This window comes from Corynebacterium sp. J010B-136 (assembly GCF_002967075.1).
In the GTDB taxonomy this organism is placed as follows: domain Bacteria; phylum Actinomycetota; class Actinomycetes; order Mycobacteriales; family Mycobacteriaceae; genus Corynebacterium.
Genome location: NZ_PUGE01000004.1, coordinates 56,627 through 73,689, shown reverse-complemented (window position 1 = coordinate 73,689; position 17,063 = coordinate 56,627). Strand labels below are relative to the sequence as shown.

The 17,063-nt window shown below is 57.0% G+C and carries 9 protein-coding genes and 1 pseudogene; all 10 read right to left on the bottom strand.

Features of this window, described 5'->3' with window-relative positions:
- Positions 1–101: 101 nt before the first annotated feature.
- Positions 102–416: a helix-turn-helix transcriptional regulator gene (locus tag C5Y44_RS07790; RefSeq protein WP_199186018.1), complete on the bottom strand. Its 315-nt coding sequence runs from the start codon at positions 414–416 to the stop codon at positions 102–104.
- Between the two features lie 168 nt (positions 417–584).
- A pseudogene (locus C5Y44_RS13555) lies at positions 585–1,268 on the bottom strand (aminotransferase class IV); the annotation flags it as partial.
- Complete coding sequence (pabB, locus tag C5Y44_RS07780; protein WP_105324424.1) at positions 1,265–3,301, bottom strand: aminodeoxychorismate synthase component I; 2,037 nt, start codon at positions 3,299–3,301, stop codon at positions 1,265–1,267. The gene pabB and the pseudogene C5Y44_RS13555, both read right to left, overlap by 4 nt.
- A 243-nt stretch (positions 3,302–3,544) precedes the next feature.
- Complete coding sequence (locus C5Y44_RS07775) at positions 3,545–5,113, bottom strand: acyl-CoA carboxylase subunit beta (RefSeq protein ID WP_105324423.1); 1,569 nt, start codon at positions 5,111–5,113, stop codon at positions 3,545–3,547.
- Complete coding sequence (gene pks13 / locus C5Y44_RS07770) at positions 5,097–10,001, bottom strand: polyketide synthase Pks13 (protein WP_105324422.1); 4,905 nt, start codon at positions 9,999–10,001, stop codon at positions 5,097–5,099. The genes C5Y44_RS07775 and pks13 overlap by 17 nt, the downstream gene beginning before the upstream one ends.
- A 204-nt stretch (positions 10,002–10,205) precedes the next feature.
- Complete coding sequence (locus C5Y44_RS07765) at positions 10,206–12,056, bottom strand: FadD32-like long-chain-fatty-acid--AMP ligase (protein WP_105324421.1); 1,851 nt, start codon at positions 12,054–12,056, stop codon at positions 10,206–10,208.
- A 79-nt stretch (positions 12,057–12,135) separates the two neighbouring features.
- Entirely contained in the window at positions 12,136–13,077 is a 942-nt protein-coding gene (locus tag C5Y44_RS07760; protein WP_105324420.1) for a cutinase family protein, read from the bottom strand.
- 46 nt (positions 13,078–13,123) lie between these two features.
- Positions 13,124–13,633, bottom strand: coding sequence for a hypothetical protein (locus tag C5Y44_RS07755; RefSeq protein WP_105324419.1), 510 nt, complete (start codon positions 13,631–13,633; stop codon positions 13,124–13,126).
- A 13-nt stretch (positions 13,634–13,646) separates the two neighbouring features.
- On the bottom strand, positions 13,647–15,602 hold the full coding sequence (locus C5Y44_RS07750; RefSeq protein ID WP_105324418.1) for an alpha/beta hydrolase-fold protein: 1,956 nt from the start codon (positions 15,600–15,602) through the stop codon (positions 13,647–13,649).
- Between the two features lie 423 nt (positions 15,603–16,025).
- Positions 16,026–17,057 (bottom strand): alpha/beta hydrolase family protein, encoded by a 1,032-nt coding sequence (locus C5Y44_RS07745; protein WP_105324417.1) that lies wholly within the window; start codon positions 17,055–17,057, stop codon positions 16,026–16,028.
- Positions 17,058–17,063: the final 6 nt, after the last annotated feature.

Sequence of the window (17,063 nt, the reverse complement as noted above, 5' to 3'; positions counted from 1 at the left end):
AGCGAAAGCTAACGAGCCAACCGGGCTGGTTAGCCAATCTGGCGATCCCTCATGCATTTGTCATAGCAAGTGCACATGCAGGCGCACCCGAGCATTTACGACTATTGCTGGTGCCCGGTGCCGATCCAGTGCAGCAGCTCGTGGACATGCTCATTGTGGATGCCGTAGCGGATGCTGCGGCCATCGCGTTGGGAGATGACGGTGCCGTTGGCTTCCATCGCTCGCAACGCCGCCGAAGCGGTGGGGATGCGCACGCCGGTCGCCTCGGCTAGTTCGCTGACGGTATACACGAAGCGCCCGGCGAAGTGGATGGCGCTAAGCAATTTCAGCCGCGTCGGGTCACCCAAGGTTTTGAAAGTGCCGGCCCATTCTTCCGCCAGGTCGAGGTTGCGTTGCAATTCGCCCTGCTCTGCCATGGCCGCGTCCTTTCTGCTGTTGGTCGAGAAGACAAATGCGGTTAAATCTGGGTGCTCGCAATTATCTGTGTGTGCGCCGAACTGCGCCCACCACCAGCTTATCCACTCGGACTCGTCCGAATGGCGCGGCGGCGTGAAAACCTTGTCCCCCACCTGAATCTGTGTCACCGGGCTGATTCCGTGCAGCGCGTTGAGAAACCACACGGGCCCAGCAGCTAAATCATCCGGAAAAATCGGCGCGAACTCGATTCTCTTTCCGAGATCCCGTGCACGCATGAAGATTTGGTACAAAGTCACGCTGGGCAGTTGCTTATCCAGCCGGTCGGATAGAACAAGCACATCGTCTTTCCACAGCGCCAATGCACCCGTGGTCGTTTCCAGGCACGCGCCATCGGTGTCACTGATAATGACATCGTCAGCCTCCACACCGGCTTTCATCTTCGCAAAGAGCGCCAGGTCGGGGCCTTTGAGCACAGGTGCTTGTCGATGATCCTCCCCCGCCCCATACACCAACGTCGTCGTTTCGCGGACCGCTGGCGCTGGCCGGACTTCGAAGCCTATGTGTCTGGTTCCGTCAGGAAACTCCAGAAGTGATATCCGTGGAAAAAGCTCACGGCTGCAATTTTCAGGACGAGCTAGAAATGCTTCAATGCGCTGCCACATCTCGCGTTCCTGCTGTGTAGACGGAACAAAATCCATGGAGGCACAAGCCGCGTCGAAGCGAGCAGCATGTTGCCCGAGCCCGAAAGACTTTCCAAAGCGATGCCGCCAGGAATCGATGATCAGTAAGCGATAGTCGTCCGCGAGCGGTAGTTCACGGAAGTCGCCATCGTGCCATATCAGCGGAGTCATGAGTTGGCGCTCCTGACTTGCGCGATAGAACGCAAAAGAGCTGCGGCTTTGAGTTCTTTCTCGGCGTTTTCTTCCTTGGCATCGGAGTCGAGAACAATCGCGCCACCGGCACCCACGGTGATATTGTCGCCAGCTTTGACGATGGTGCGGATAACGATATTCAAATCCGCCGTGCCATCCAGTCCCAAATATCCGATGGTGCCCGAATATACGCCGCGCGGTCCTGCCTCTAAAGAATCGATGATGCTCAGTGTGCGTTCTTTAGGAGCGCCCGTCATGGAGCCGCCGGGGAAGGTGGCATGAAGCAGGTCGATGAGGTTGGCATCGCCGCGCAATGTGCCCACGACGGTGCTGACCAGCTGATGAACCGTCTGATACGATTCCACGCCCATCAGCACGGGAACTTCGACAGAGCCGACTTCACACACGCGGCCTAAGTCGTTGCGCAGAAGGTCCACGATCATCAGATTCTCTGCCCGCGTCTTCGCATCGGTTTGTAAGAAGTAGCTGCGCCGGCGGTCCTCATCAGGATCCTCGGAGCGCGCAATCGTGCCCTTGATGGGCTTGCTCGACACGGTGCCATCGCGTTCGACCTTAAGGAATCGCTCGGGCGAAGATGACAGAATCTCCAGCTCATCACCAAAGGCGCCAAGCTTCAGGTAGGCGGCATAGGGCGCCGGATTGTTGCGCCGCAGCTGCCGGTACAAAACCCAGCCATCGACTGCTGCTTGGGTTTCATAGGTATCGGTCAGGCACACTTCGTAGCTATCGCCCCGGCGTAGCGCCGCATCCACTTCCCCGATGCGCGCCACGTATTCATCCGACGACAACCGCCAATTTCCAGCGAGATCCTCTTCCGATTTTCTCGCTGTATGAGCAGGTGTCTCAACGTCCAAGGATTCTTCGAGCCAATTCATCAGCTCCGCGGTCTCTGTCGTCGGGCCTTCAACTGCGTCATAAACAACGCATAGATGCGCCATCGCTTCTCGATGATCAAAGACCACAAACGCTTGCGGAAACACCCAATAGGCATCGGGAGTATCGGCGCTGTAAACACCGGGTCCGACCGTGAGGGCTTTACACTCATATCCCAAAAAGCCGACATATCCGCCCCGGAATGGCAACTCCGGCAGGCTGTGGGTATCGACTGATTCGGCCAAGAGCTCTTGCAGATAAGACAAGACGTCGGTCTCAACGGTTGTGGTCTCGTCACCGCGGGATACTTGGACGCTGCCACGGCTTATATCATAGCAAATGGACGCGGACTGGGAACCGGTGTTGGTGCCGAGAATCGAGTAGCGCCCTGCGCCTGTATCTGCTGCGCCGGTATCGGCCGTGGCAGAATCTAGCCAGAAAGCGTCAGGTGCGGCATCTTTCAAGCGAGCGAAGGTGGCTTCGCAGTTCATCGGCAGCGCAACCTCGCGATGCGCAAGCTTCCATTTTGCGGGAATCTCTTGGTTCAAGAACTTCTCCACGATAATCCGTCCGTGCTCAGTCAGAATTGATTCTGGATGGAACTGCACGCCCCAATGTGGACGACCGAGCACTTCAAGTGCCATAATCACGCCGTCTTCAGACCACGCCGTCGGGCGGATACGAGTGCTATCAATATCGTCGACGCACAACGAGTGATAGCGCACCACCTTGAAATCCTGCGGGATACCGGCAAACAGTCCGGTCCCGGTGTGGTGGACAGTGCTGATGAAACCGTGTTTCGGTTCAGGAGCGGGCTTGACGCGAGCGCCATTGAGAAGCGCGAGGCCCTGGTGCCCCAGGCAAATGCCGAGGACAGGAATGTCTCGTGCGGCTTCGATGACTTGGCGCGCGGCCTCAAAGTCGCGTGGGTTTTCCGGTGTGCCTGGGCCTGGTGAAATCACGACGTGGCTAAATTCGCCGTCGTGTACGCGCTGGGCTAGGTTTTCGCGCTCGCTGAATTCAGCTCGAACCACCAGCGGTAATTCTCCTGCTACCTCTGCGATGAGTTGATAGAGGTTGAAAGTATAAGAGTCATGATTATCGAGTAGGAGAATCATCAACGCCCCCTGTCTGATCTAGAAATGCGGGCTCCGTGGAAACCACGGGGCCCGCATTATTGCGCCGCTGTTACATAAACTGTGCGGCAATGCCGTTGATGGCCATGACCAGGTAGCTGATCACTTCACCGACTACGTCGATAACGCTAGATAGCATGAGGAAAACTCCTTATAAAAGCTTCTTGGGAAAGTCTACTGTTTAATATCCGCTATAGAGTGACACTACGTTACATCGATGAGGCGCTACATCGGCGCAATCGGATGCTTCTTTGGCAGATCAGAAACATTCTTAGTTTCCAACTGGCGCAAAGCCTGCCGCAAAGCGATGCGTGATTCGCGCGGGCGAACCATTACGTCAATATAGCCACGCTCAGCAGCCACATACGGCGAAGTCATGTTTTCATCATAGAAATCCATGAACATCTTCTTGGTCATCTCGCGCTGCTCAGGCGTTTCAGCGGCATCGAGCTGCTTGCCCGCAATCATGACCACGGCCGCGGCAGAGCCCATCACGGCAATCTGCGCGGTCGGCCACGCCAGGTTAATATCGCCAGACAGGTTCTTCGAGCCCATCACCGCATAAGCACCGCCGAAAGCCTTGCGCACAATCAGCGAAACCTTCGGCACGGTGGCCTGAACGCCGGCGAAAGCAAATTTCGCGCCGCGGTGAATAAGCCCGACCTTTTCCTGCTCCACACCGGGCATGTAACCCGGGGTATCGACAACGAATACCAAAGGCACATTGTAGGCATCACAAATCTGGATAAAGCGCGCGCCCTTATCGGCTGCATCAGCGTCAATACAGCCCGCCAGGTGCATCGGGTTATTCGCCACAAAGCCAACGGTTTTGCCATCGATACGCCCAAAGGCCGTAATCATATTCGGCGCGAAGTTGGGCTGCAGTTCGATGATCTCGTCATCATCGCCAAGCTGCTCTAAGAGCTCAATCATGTCGTAGCCGGCATTGGTGTCATCAGGCATGAATGAGTCGAGCTCAGTGTCTTCGCGCAGCTCTTCATCGCTCGGCGCAGCAAACTCCGGCGCCTCGTCGAAACACGATGATGGCAGGTGGTCAAGCAGATCCCGGACCAAGTCGAAAGCTTCATCTTCGCTATCAACAACCGCCGAGACGTTGCCGTTGAGCTCCTGCTGGCTCGCGCCACCGAGCTCAGCAGAAGAGATATCTTCGCCGGTTACCTCGCGGATAACCTTCGGACCGGTGACGTACATTTCCGCTTGCTTGTCGACGGCAATGACGAAGTCCGTGGTCACCGGCGCATAGACGGCACCGCCAGCAGACTTGCCCAACATGATGGAAATCTGCGGGCTGCGGCCGGACAGCGGCAGCTGACGACGAGAAATCTCCGAGTACATCGCAAGCGATGTCACGGCGTCCTGAATACGGGCACCGCCGGAGTCTTGAATGCCGATGACAGGGCAACCGATCTTGATCGCCATGTCCATGACCTGGCAGACCTTTTGCCCGAAGGTCACGCCGACTGAGCCGCCGTAGACAGTCTTATCGTGCGCGTAAATGCACACGGGACGGCCTGAGATGCGGCCGTAGCCGGTGACTACACCATCAGAGTAAATAGCGTCTGGGTCATTGGGGGTCTTGCCCAAAGCGCCGACCTCAACGAAGGAACCTTCGTCTAGCAGCGCGTTAATTCGCTGACGCGGGGTTGAATGACCGGCGTCATCGCGGCGCTTGCGGGAGCGTTCGCTGCCTGGGTCCTGCGCCTGTTCCAGACGGGATGCCAGATCAGCGATCTTCTCCGCGGTGGTCGTCGGCTTATTAGCTGCCGTTGCCACGAATCTTCTCCTCAATCCAAGTGTCCATGTGCTTTGCCACGATGCCGATCACTGGCTCGTCTGGCACCGCCAAGTGGTCACCTGGCAGCTGCACAATCTTCAATTCTTCTACGATAGCGCCCCAGCCACCATCTGGGTCAATATGCGCATAGCGCGGCTCCAGCTCAATCGCGCCATCGTGCATGCGCTCGGAGCGGAACAAAAGCACTGGTGCCTTCACGTCGACCCAGCGGATGAAGTCAATGCTGGACAGAATCTGGTTATCCACAAAGGATGCGCGCTGGTGTTCCAGAACACCAGCTGCAAGCCCGTGCTCGGAGGCATCCGTGGTAGCCAGCAGCTGCTCCAGCATCTGCATAACAGCTGCTTCACCAGCGGTTTCTAGCAGCTCATAAGGTACCGGGAATTCCAGGCCGTAGGTCTTCTTCGCAAAGGCAGCGTAGCGCTCCCAACGGGCCTTAGTTTCTTCCAAAGTATCCGGCGCAGGATCCGAAGGCTGGGTGGTATCCAGCAGCGAAATGTACGCGACTTCGACCTCTGGGTGCTTCTTCTCCAGTTGCAACGCGACCTCGAAAGCCAAAGCGCCACCAAAGGACCAGCCACCCAAAATGACCTTGCGTCCACGGGCATACTTCACGATGTCATCCAGATACGCCGCAGCACGCTCTTCCAAGGTGCCCTCGAGGCGCTCTACGCCGTAGACCGCGACATCTTGACCAAGACGGCGCATCAGCGGCTGGTAGACAACGGTGGTGCCACCGGCAGGGTGGAACATGAACACAGCTGGGCCATCGGCTTCGCGCAGCACGCGAATATTGCCTTCGACCTCAGACTCTAAGCCTTCGCGGACACGGTCTGACAAAGGCTCAAGGGTCTTTGCTTCCTTGACCTGCTCAGCCGTAATCTCCACTCCGGCGCGCTCAGTGAGACGCTCTGCGATTTGGGCTGCTTGCTCATCGCTAATCGATGGCAACTCGCTGGTCACACCACCTGCCGCAGCACCGGTAAAGGTCGCCCAGGTAGCAAAGACCATGCGCTCAGAGGCATCACGTGGGGCAACGCCCACGCCAGAAGCCTTCGAGGTCTGCGGCTCAATATCTGCGTCAGCGGCGTCGACTGCGTCAGCTACCTCAGCAGCATCTAGCTCGCCCATTGCTTCGGCGGCTTCTTCCAAACCAGCAGCAGTCTCCGAAGTGGTTTCCGTTTGTTCTGCTGATGACTCCGATGAAGATGTAGGGGAGGGAGAACTTGTCTCGGATACGGCTTCTTCGACCATCACGATGACATCGGCAAGCGAGGCATCCCGCAATGCCTGGACCTGCAGCTGTGGAATCTGGAAGTCATTCTCCACGCGGTTCTTAATACGCATGCCCATCAAGGAGTCCAGACCCAGGTCAATCAGGGGCAGCTCGCGTGGGAGGTCGCTGACGTCATAGCCCATCGACTCGGAAACAATGGTTGCCAGGCGCTCTTCGACGGTTTCCTTTTCCGGATCCCAGCGCACAGCCTCGATGCCATCGGAGATGAAATCAGCTGGTGAATCCTGGCTTTCTGGCACCGCGCTCACGCCCTGCAGTGGAGCAGGAGCACCACCCAGGTCCAGCGTGGAAGCAAAACCTTCGGCGATTAGCTGAGTAAGCCCGCCAACCACGGTGTAGACCGCGATGGAAAGCCCACCTAGGTTGCGGTCGACAACGGTGGTTACTTCGCCTTGCGCCGGCAACACGCCGTGCTCTTCGCTGGCTACGACCTGCGCGCGGGCATCGACAGCCGCGGCAGCAGATTCCAAGATAGCAACGGCTGAAGGAGCCTGGTCGGCATCGGTAGCAAAGGCGATCTTGCCGTCCGGCAAGGTCACGCGGGTGCCCGGCAGGCCAGAAACGCCTGACGATGGCCGCGCTGAGGTCCAAAAACGCTGCTTCTTAAACTGTGTAAACGGCGCCTTGACCGGGGTGTTGCCGGTAGTGTTACCAGCGCTGGTACCAAAGACATTGCGGAAATCCACCGGAGAGCCGGTGACATAGAGCTTCGCCAAAAGGTCCAACAGTGACTCAGATGGATCGACTTTGCGCTTGAGCGAAATCAGCAGCTGCGCATCCGGCTTGCCGACGCTAAAGGCAGTATTCATCATGCCCATCAGCGCCACTGGGTTCGGCGAAATTTCCACCAGCTGGTTGTGTCCTGCAGCCAAAGCCTGCTCGGTAGCATCCTGGAAGTACACGGCCTGACGCGTCATGCGAATCCAGTACTCATCGGTGTGGATGGTTGCACCTGGCTGGTAGACCGTGCCGCGGTCGACGGAGCTAAACACCGTGGTGTGGATAGGACGGGCTTCAATACCGGCGATTTCTGCGGCGAGCTCGCCTAAGAAAGGCTCCACAGCCGAGGTGTGGCCTGCGCCCTTAACGTTGAGCGCGCGGGCAAACTTGCCTTCGCCTTCCAGCTTTTCCACCAGGTCGAGGACCTGCTGGCGTGGACCGCCGACAGTGGTCATGCCAGGACCTGCGTAGACAGCTGGCTCAATATCGTTGCCGAGTGCTTCAATATCCGCGGCGGTCATTTCCACCACAGCCATCGCACCCTGGTTTTCGGGGGTCAGCGAAGCTTCGCCCTCGCCCATCAGGCGGGCGCGGTGGCTAGCAATCAGCAAAGCGTCAGTGTCTTTGAGGCCACCAGCGGCATAGGCCGCTGCGATTTCACCCATGGACATGCCCATGACACCTGCCGGACGCACGCCAAAGTGCGCCAGCAAATCGGTCAGAGCAATCTGGATAGCGGTGATCGCTACCTGGGCGGTTTCGGTGTTGTAGGTCTGCGCGTCGTCATCGATAAGCTCTAGCAACGACCAGCCAGCCTCAAAGTCAATGGTTTCATTGAGCTCGGCCAAGCGCTCGGCAAACAGCGGCGAGACGGCCATGAGATCCTTGGCCATTTTGCGGTGCTGGGAGCCAAAGCCCGAGTAGACAAAGACCGGTCCGGCACTTGCTGGGGCATCGGCAGCTGCGATGCCCAAAGACACCTTGCCGTCGGCGACCTGGCGCAGGCGCTTGATGGCATCTTCGGCATTGTTGGCAGTTACAACGGCGCGGGTACGGCCGTGGTTGCGGCCAGCCAAAGAGCGCGCAAGCTCCAGCAAACCAGTGTGGTCCAGCTGTTCATTTTCGATGTAGTCCGCCAGGTTGCTTGCCGCGTGTCGACGACGCGACGGCAGCAAACCAGATACCGGCAAAGCCACGGTGGCTGGTTCTTCTTCGCCCGCGTCGCCTTCCCGCGTGTCGATGGCAACCTGTGCCTTCGCCGCCGTCTGCTCACCCGTGTACTCGGCAACTACCACGTGTGCGTTGGTGCCACCGAAACCAAAGCCGGAGATGCCTGCGAGCTTGGAGCCGGAGTATTCTGGCCACTCGCGTGGGTCTTCCACGACTTCGAGGTGCTCGGCATCGAAATCGATGTAGCGGTTCGGTTCGCTGAAGTTGATCGATGGCGGAATGATGCCATGGCGCATGCCTTCGATGACCTTGATGAGGCCCACGATGCCCGCGGCGGATTCGGAGTGGCCGATATTGGATTTTGCGGAGCCAAGCAACGCTGGGTTCGCTGCGTCGCGGCCCGCGCCCACGGTCTTGCCCAGGGCAGTAGCTTCAATCGGATCACCCAAGATGGTGCCGGTGCCGTGTGCTTCGATGTAGTCGACCGTCAGCGGATCGACCTCGGCATCGAGGTACGCGCGCTCTAGGACATCGACCTGCGCATCCGGGTTCGGTGCAGTCAGGCCATTGGAGTGACCATCGGAGTTAACGGCAGAGCCTTTGATGACACCGAGGATATTATCGCCGTCGGCTTCTGCATCTTCTAGGCGCTTGAGCACGACAACGCCTGCGGCGTCGGCGCGCACGAATCCGTCCGCATCATCGGAGAAGGCGTGGATACCGCCGGTAGGTGAAATAACGCCGAGCTCACCAAAGGAAGTGGTGATAAATGGCGAAGCCTGAATGTTGACGCCACCGGCCAGGGCAACATCCGCGTCGCCTTCGCGCAGACCCCGCACGGCCTGGTGAATAGCAACGAGAGAAGAAGAACACGCAGTATCGACGTTGACCGAAGGACCGCGCAGATCCAAAGCATAGGACACGCGGTTCGGGATAATGGAAGAAGACGAGCCCGTGAGCGCATAAGGGTGTGCTTCAGCTGGGTCTGCGGCAATGAGCATGCCGTAATCATTGTTGGTCGAGCCCATGTAAACGCCAGTGGCGGTGCCTCGTAGTTCGTTTGCAGGCAGGCCGGCGTCTTCTAATGCTTCCCACGCCAGTTCCAAGATGATGCGCTGCTGCGGATCCATATTGGTGGCCTCAAGTGGGGAAAGGCCGAAGAACTCCGGATCGAAGCTGGAGATATCCTCTAAGTAGCCGCCTTGGAGATTCTGCGTTTCCATCTTTGTACGTAGCACTTCATCGGCGTTGTACTCAGACCAGCGACCAATTGGAAGTTCGCCTGTGCCAGCGCGGCCTTCAATAAGCATCTGCCAGAACTCTTCGACGTTATCCGCGCCAGGGAAACGCCCTGCGACGCCAATAATCGCGATATCGTGCGCGCCGGTTCCCGTCGCCTTATTCTGCGCCTTGCGCACAACTTGCGCGGCAGCAGGAGTTTGGGCAGGTCCGTTGATTAAGCGCTCGGCTAAAGCTGCAATCGTGGGGTATTCATAAGCCACGGTCGCATCCAGTTGGAGACCGAGGAGGTTTTCTAACTCACCTGATAGCACCACGGCATCACGTGAGGAAAGTCCAAAGTTCTCCAGAGGTTTCGTATCTACGACTTCTTCTTCTGGCAGGCCAGTTACGTCTGCCACCCAAGCGCGGATCCAGCCTCGGAGTTGTTCAACGGTCATAAAGGTTGTTGCCTTACTAATTTACAAATCACTAATTCACTAAGAAAACCAGTTACATTGTCATATCGCGACATGTCCGGCTTATTGTTACATACCACTAGTACACATCATGTGCTGTTGGTTTTGAAAATCACAACGCCCGGCCTAGCTCGTTGCAGCTGGACCGGGCAGGGGTATTGCCGCAGGTAAATTTCCCGTGGCAGGTTAGGCCATGTAGTGCTTCTTTGCTACGCGGCGAGCAATCTTGCCGGATGAGGTGCGGTTGATCTCATGTGGCGCTTTCCACTCAATCGCATCTGGCACGATGCCGTGGTTCTTGCTGACAGCGGTACGGATTGCCTCGGTTGCTGCCGCATCACCGGATTCATCAGCGGAATCAGCGCGCTCCACCAAGACAATCAACTGCTCGGTGTTTTCGCCTTCCACGGAGAACGCCGCAATCGAGTCCGGGCGCACGTGGTCAGTTGCTTCCTGGATGGTGCCTTCAATGTCTTGTGGGTAGTGGTTACGCCCTGCAATAACAATGAGGTCCTTCAAACGGCCGGTGATGTAGAGCTCGCCGTCCAGGATGGTGCCCAAGTCGCCGGTGGCCATCCACTTGTCATCGTCAGGCGCGCCTTCGACACGGCTACCGGATGCCAAACGCTCACCCAAAGTGTTGCGGAAGGTGGCCTTGGTTTCTTCTTCGCGGCCGAGGTAGCCCACAGCCATGTTTTCGCCGTGTGCCCACAGCTCGCCCACGACGCCGTCTTCAACTTCGGCGCGGGTTTCTGGATCCACGATGGTCAGGTACTGTCCCGTAACCACCTGACCGTTGGACGCGAATGGCACGGTGTCATCCGATTTCTCCTGAGGCTTTGCCTCGCCATTGGCCAATGCCTCGCGGTTGAAGTGGTTAAACACTGGGCGCTCATCATTTTGCGGCGTCGATACCAGCAAAGATGCCTCAGCCAGGCCATAGGATGGACGCAGCACCTTGCGGTCGAGACCGAAGTCTTTGAAGACCTCGTAGAAGTTCTCCACGGCGGTTTCGGTGACTGGCTCTGAACCAATGATGATGCCGTCGATATTGGACAAGTCCAGCTCTTCGCCCGCAGCAGGCTTGCCGTAGCGGGTAGCCAGCTCGAGTGCGAAGTTCGGCACAACCGCGTAGGTTGCCGCGAGCTTCTCGTCGACGTCCTTGCGCTTGAGCTGGTCAATCCAGCGCTTGGGCTGCTGGATGAAGTCACGCGGACGCATCATCTCAAATGGCAAGCCCATAATCACTACGAACAGCGACAAGATGATGCCCATGTCGTGGTGCAGCGGCAACCAGGTAACTAGGCGCAGCGGCATCTTCAGCTTCGCAGCAGCGTAAATCTGCAAAACATTGGTCAAAATCGAGCGGTTGGTAAGCTCCACGCCCGCGGGCGTGCGGGTTGAGCCGGAGGTGTACTGCAAGAATGCGGCTTGGTCGATCGGCATGACCGTCGACATCGCCAGCAACTGCTGGCCTTCCAGCGTCGACTGCGGGGTGACATAAGATTCCGCCAAAGAATCCGGCAAGGAATCAACCGACAAAATACGTGGACGCTCACGGGATGGCAGCGCCGAGAAGTGCGTGCGCACCGCCTGCGCCGATTCCGAGTTAGTCAGCACGAACTTGGGCTGGCAGTCTGCAAACACGGCGGTGAGGTGGTCCGCGTGACCCGGCTCGTTTGGATCATAAAGCGGCACAGGAACCATGCCGGCATACAGCGCGCCGATAAAGCCAAACAGGTACTCCGGGGAGTTACCTGCCAAGATGGCTACGCGGTCATTTAATTTGCCGACCTGCTGCAATCGTGCGGCCACGGCCTTAATACGCGTATTTACTTCCTGGCGGGTAAATACCACCAGTTCGCCTTCGCGGGAGTTGGAGTAATCCCAATAGCGCAGAACCTTGCGGTCTCCGCCACCGGTGTGCAAGTCGCCTTGGTACAGCAACTCTGCCAAGCCCGCTAAAGAAAGCTGCGGGGCTAAGGTGATTTCTCCCTTATCGTTGTAGAACTGCTGCATTGCGGCATGCAAATCCATGGAATCTCCTTTAAAGAAGTGTTAACTTAGGCATTTAAAACTATCAGTATTATTGTCTAAAACGTTACCTGACAGTAAGTTAGCCGCCGTTTATGATTTTCGATGCCCAGCCCACAACCCACTGATTGGTGGTCATGCCTGGGATAACTTTGTCGTTTGAGGCATAGAGCGCGTGTATGCCATTGGCCTCGATAAGCTCCATTGCGCGTTCCGCGGCATTGCTAATATTGTGCGGCGCATCGCAGATACTATCCGATGGAGCGCAGATCTGATAAGTCCTGTCAGCCAAGGACCCGAAGTCATTCGGGCGTGGTCCACGCATGGAGGCGCCTGGCACAACCAACTGCACTAATCCTGTCACTGGCTGTAGTGCAATTTCTGCACCGATGCCCTTTACTTCGTAACCAGGGTTGATGCCGACACCATTTTCACGGCGGCCATCAGCAATCGCTGTTACACCCGCGACGGATTCGGCAGGAATAACGCCTGTGCCGCCGCCAATATCATCGGCAACATCGCCCACAATTACAGCTCCCTGAGAGAAGCCAGCCAGGATGAACTGCGTCTGTGGGCATTCACCGTGCATCCACTTCAGTTCACCTTCCAGCTTCGCGCGGCCTTCGTTGCGGGAGTCGTCGTAGCTCATTTCCTTTTGAGATTGAATACTTCGAAACTGCGCGGTATAAGGCAAGGTCCACACACGTACCTGGTCTTCACCGAATTGTTCTTTCAAAGGATTAGTTATAGACAGCATGAAAGAACGTGAGTTCGCCTGCGGGTTGAAGGGGTCATCGTCAGCCGATGATTCCCATGTACCTGGCGCGGAAATGAACTCATAAGCCGGGCACCATTCTGGTTGCTCCGGGGTTTCGGGCGCAGCTTCAGTAGACTCCCCAGGCGCCGGCGTGCGGTCGCCATCGCCGGATGGGCTGGAAGTCTCACGCATTAAGTACTGCGCGGCTCCCCCGCCGACCACCACTAGAACAATGATTACGGCGAGGATAGTCAGTGTTTTTCTCATAGGGGGAAGTTCTACTCCATTATCCTGGCAAGGATCAAGAATTTTGCTAGCAGTAGGCTGCCTGTGCCTGTTCGTTGATCAATGCGACGACTTCCTCAACGTCCTTGTCCGTGCGTTCTTGCTCTACAAGCTGTCCCGCTACGGCCAGTACGGTGACGTCATCGTCTGGGTTGCAGGCAGTGTGAGCTGCGCTAACAAGTTGGTTTTCTACACCAGTTATGTCGACTCCGCCGCCTGCAACGGCGTCGAGGAATCCAGCATTGGAAGTATCAACTTGCGGGGTGGGGGCTTGTTCTACTTCCTGCGCGCCACGGTCTTCAGGCGCTGGTTCGCTTTTGCTTGTCGATGCCTCCGTGCTCTCCTTCGCCTCCTTCGAACTCGTCTCCTTTGATGTTCCTGACTCAGACGAGGACGACAGATCGCCGTCACCGCGCTCTAGTGGTGCCACGGTGGCATCAGGGGAAACTTCCGAGCCACTTTCTACAGTGGCAGAGCCACACGCTGCCAAGGTGAAAGTAGCTAGCAGCGCGAGCGTGCCTGTCATTAGTCGCTTCATCGCTTAACGCTCCTTAGTGCACACGGCCCATGGTCTGGCGGATGGTGCCGCCTTGGAAGTCCTGCTTCAGCCCGCCAGCGAGGATGTCCTCCTGGTCGGAGGTTGGGTAGCCGTACTTACCGTTCTCGTAGCCGTTGTCACCCCAGTGGTCAAAAATGTCACCGTATGGAATGAAGTGCGCGCCGGAGGATGCGGACCAGTAGATATTGCCGTTTTCAAATTCCTGGAAGAAGCCACCCTTGATCTTCTTCTCGCCACCGCGTGGTGCACCGGCTGCGGAGTTAGGGCCGCCCATCTCCTTGTACTTTGCGCCAATCGCTCCGTGGACGATGTAGCCCTTCTTGGAGTTTCCTTCCTTGGCTTCGACCAGGACGCCGTTTTGGAAGTTCTGGAACTGTCCGCCGCCTTCGATGTTGGTCACTGCACCGGTTGGGTACTTCAGATCGCCGTTTTCATAGCCATTCTTACCCCAGATGCCCATCATGGATTTGGTGACGGCATATGCGCCTGTCGATGCGGTCCAGTAGATCGAACCGTTTTCAAAGTGCACGAAGCGACCCTTGCCATCCGGGGTGGTCTTCTCCCCGGTGAGTGGGAAGCCCAGCCAGGAGGTCGGACCGCCTAATTGGGCATAGCGCGCATCGATACGACCAAATAGCGCATGTGCGCCGTTATCCGGTGACCAGTACGCGGTACCGCCGGAGAAGTCCTGTGCCTTACCGTCTTCCACCTTGTACTCATTGTTGAGGCAGTTGCCGATTTCACCATTGCCGGTCACCGTCGCGATATCGCCGGTAACTTCACAGTCAGCACCGCGGTCGACCTCACCCAGACCAAAGGTATCGGCGATATATGGCCATGCCTGGGTCATTTCAAACTGCCAGTACTCCCAGCTGTGAACACCAGAGGGGCGCAGCTTGGAGATAACATCAACGCCTTCGCGCTTCGCACGCTTGACGAAGGAGTCGGTGGTCATGCGGGAAAGAACTTCCAGTCCCTTGCCAGCTAAGTTGGCTTGACCCTTGGCAACAGAATTGTCCTGTCCATAGTCATCTTGGCCGGAACCAGCAGAGACGTAGGTAGTGATGTCTTTGAGTTCTTTAATGCCCAGCTTCGGATCGTGGTTGTACCATTCCTGCGAGTACGGTTCTCCCCACATCTTTGTAGAGTCATATCCACCAGCATCCGCCTGTGCTGCCTGAATCGCCTGTGGCATACCCGTGGAGGTCGTATCCAAGTAGCCGGAGAAAGAACCAACGAAGTCAAACAGGTATGGGTGGCGCTCTGCCAGGTTCATCGCGGCAGTACCGCCCATGGAGATACCGACGACGGCGCGCTGCTTATTGGAGCGGAACTCATTGTCCAAAATTGGCACGAGTTCTTGGGTTAGGAAGGTCTCCCACATGTAGTGCTTGCCGTTATCAGGCTCAGCCCAGTCAGAGTAGAAGGAGGATTCGCCGCCCACTGGCATGATCACGTTGACGTTCTTATCGGCGTAGTACTGCTCGATATTGGTCTCAATGGTCCAGCCGGATTCATCGTCACGCGCACGCAGGCCATCGAGGGCCCAGACCTCTGGGAACTGCTTATCTGGCTGGGAGTACCAGTCACGCGCCAGAAGAATCTGCACTACCTGCTCATGATCTGGCATAGCCGCAGACTGGATGTAGACCTTGACGTGTCGTGGGGAGAGGTACTCCACGCGGTTGACGTCAACGCCTTCTGGCAAGCCTTCTACCTCTGGGTAGGTGGTGTTGATGGGATCGCGCTGCGGTGGGTTGCCTGGTGCAACCGAGTCAGAAAGGCTCGAGCCACCTGGCAGCAAGGACTGTGCGCCTGCGAAAGGAATTAGGGATAACCCCAGCACGGCTGCGGTCGGCAGCGCTACCAGCGCCATGCGGCGACGCTTGGTGCTAGCCGATTTGGCCTGGGGGCTACGCACGGTGGAACGGGAATCTTTAGAGCGCATGAACATGTCCTCATCGTTGGTGTGTAGGTGAATTAAATTTATGTTCTCTCGCTAGAAAAAGTGGACACACCTGTGTTTCGCGCGCCACCAAAATGTGTGTGGCAACGGTAAACGCACGAAACACGTTGTCAGTCCAACACTTGTTTAAAGTGTCATGAGATAGCCAAAAATCAGGTGCCACAGGTTGTGGCACCAAATAGCGGTACTACCGTCATGCTCTTCCCATCTCCCGAAGGTTCCCCTCCTCCGGCAGCTGCGAATTTTAAAGTAAGTAGCTGTCTGTTGTGTGCTTAAGTTTAAGTTGAACTTCAGACTTTCGTGATGGCGACACACCACACCATAAAGAAAACCGCCGCGCCCCCTGCCTCTTGCTTTAAGCAAGAAATCAGGGGGCGCTGCGGTAATTGCGCTAGGACGAAAGTATTACCAAGCGTTCATGACATCCAGAACGCGGTTCTTGGTCTTGGACAGCTGTGAACCAAACTGGTTCCAGTTGTGAATACCAGTTGCTGGGTAGTTCGCGGTGAAGTTCACGCCCAGTGCGCGCGCCTTAGTATCCCAGATGCGGGTGGAGCCCAAGGCTACTGCTTCCAAAGCCGCGCCAGACAATGCGAGGTTCCATGGGTAATTCGCATCAGATGGGCTTGGGATACCGGAGCCTGCGGAGATGTAGACGTCAGTACCGCGCAGGTTTTCAATCTGGTTGAATGGGTCGTTTTCGAAGCGACGTGGGCTGATCATCGAGCCGTACATTGCGTTCAGGTTGAATCCGCCAGCATCAAGTAACGCTAAACGCATCAGGGTCTGCGCACCTGGAACAGTAGTCGCTAGGTAACCAGAGTAGGACAGGGTCTGACGGAACTGGTCACGGTGCTTACCAGCCAAGGTGATGGCAGCGGTGCCACCCATGGACAGACCAGCAATCGAGTTATTGGTTGGAGAAACACCGAACTGACGCTGCAGGTAGCCCTTGAGCTCCTTGGTCAAGAAGGTTTCCCACTGGTAGTTGACCGGATCAGTCAGGTCGTATTTTGCTGGACCATCCCAGTCAGCGTAGAAGGAAGCCGCGCCACCGATTGGCATAACCAAGGTGATGTTGTGTGGCTCGTACAAACGCGCCGCGTTGACGTCGTTGACCCAAGCGTTGGTGCGTTCGGTCGCGCGCAGACCATCAAGCAGGTACAAAGCTGCGTTGCCGCCGCGCTTTGCTGGCTGGATTTGAACCGGAACGGTACGACCCATGGAATCAGACCACACGTCACAGCGCTGAACCCAGTACTTTACTGGGTCCCAAGAGCAGTAGCCGTTGGAGTCTGGACGCAGCCAGTCACGGTTAGCAGCTTCTGCCTTCGGTGCGCCAGCGACAGTGAGCATGGTCGCCACCATGACTACTGCCGCGAGCACGGCGATGGCACGGCGATAAAACCCCATGCTGGTCGCAGTAAGGAACTTCATGTTTCT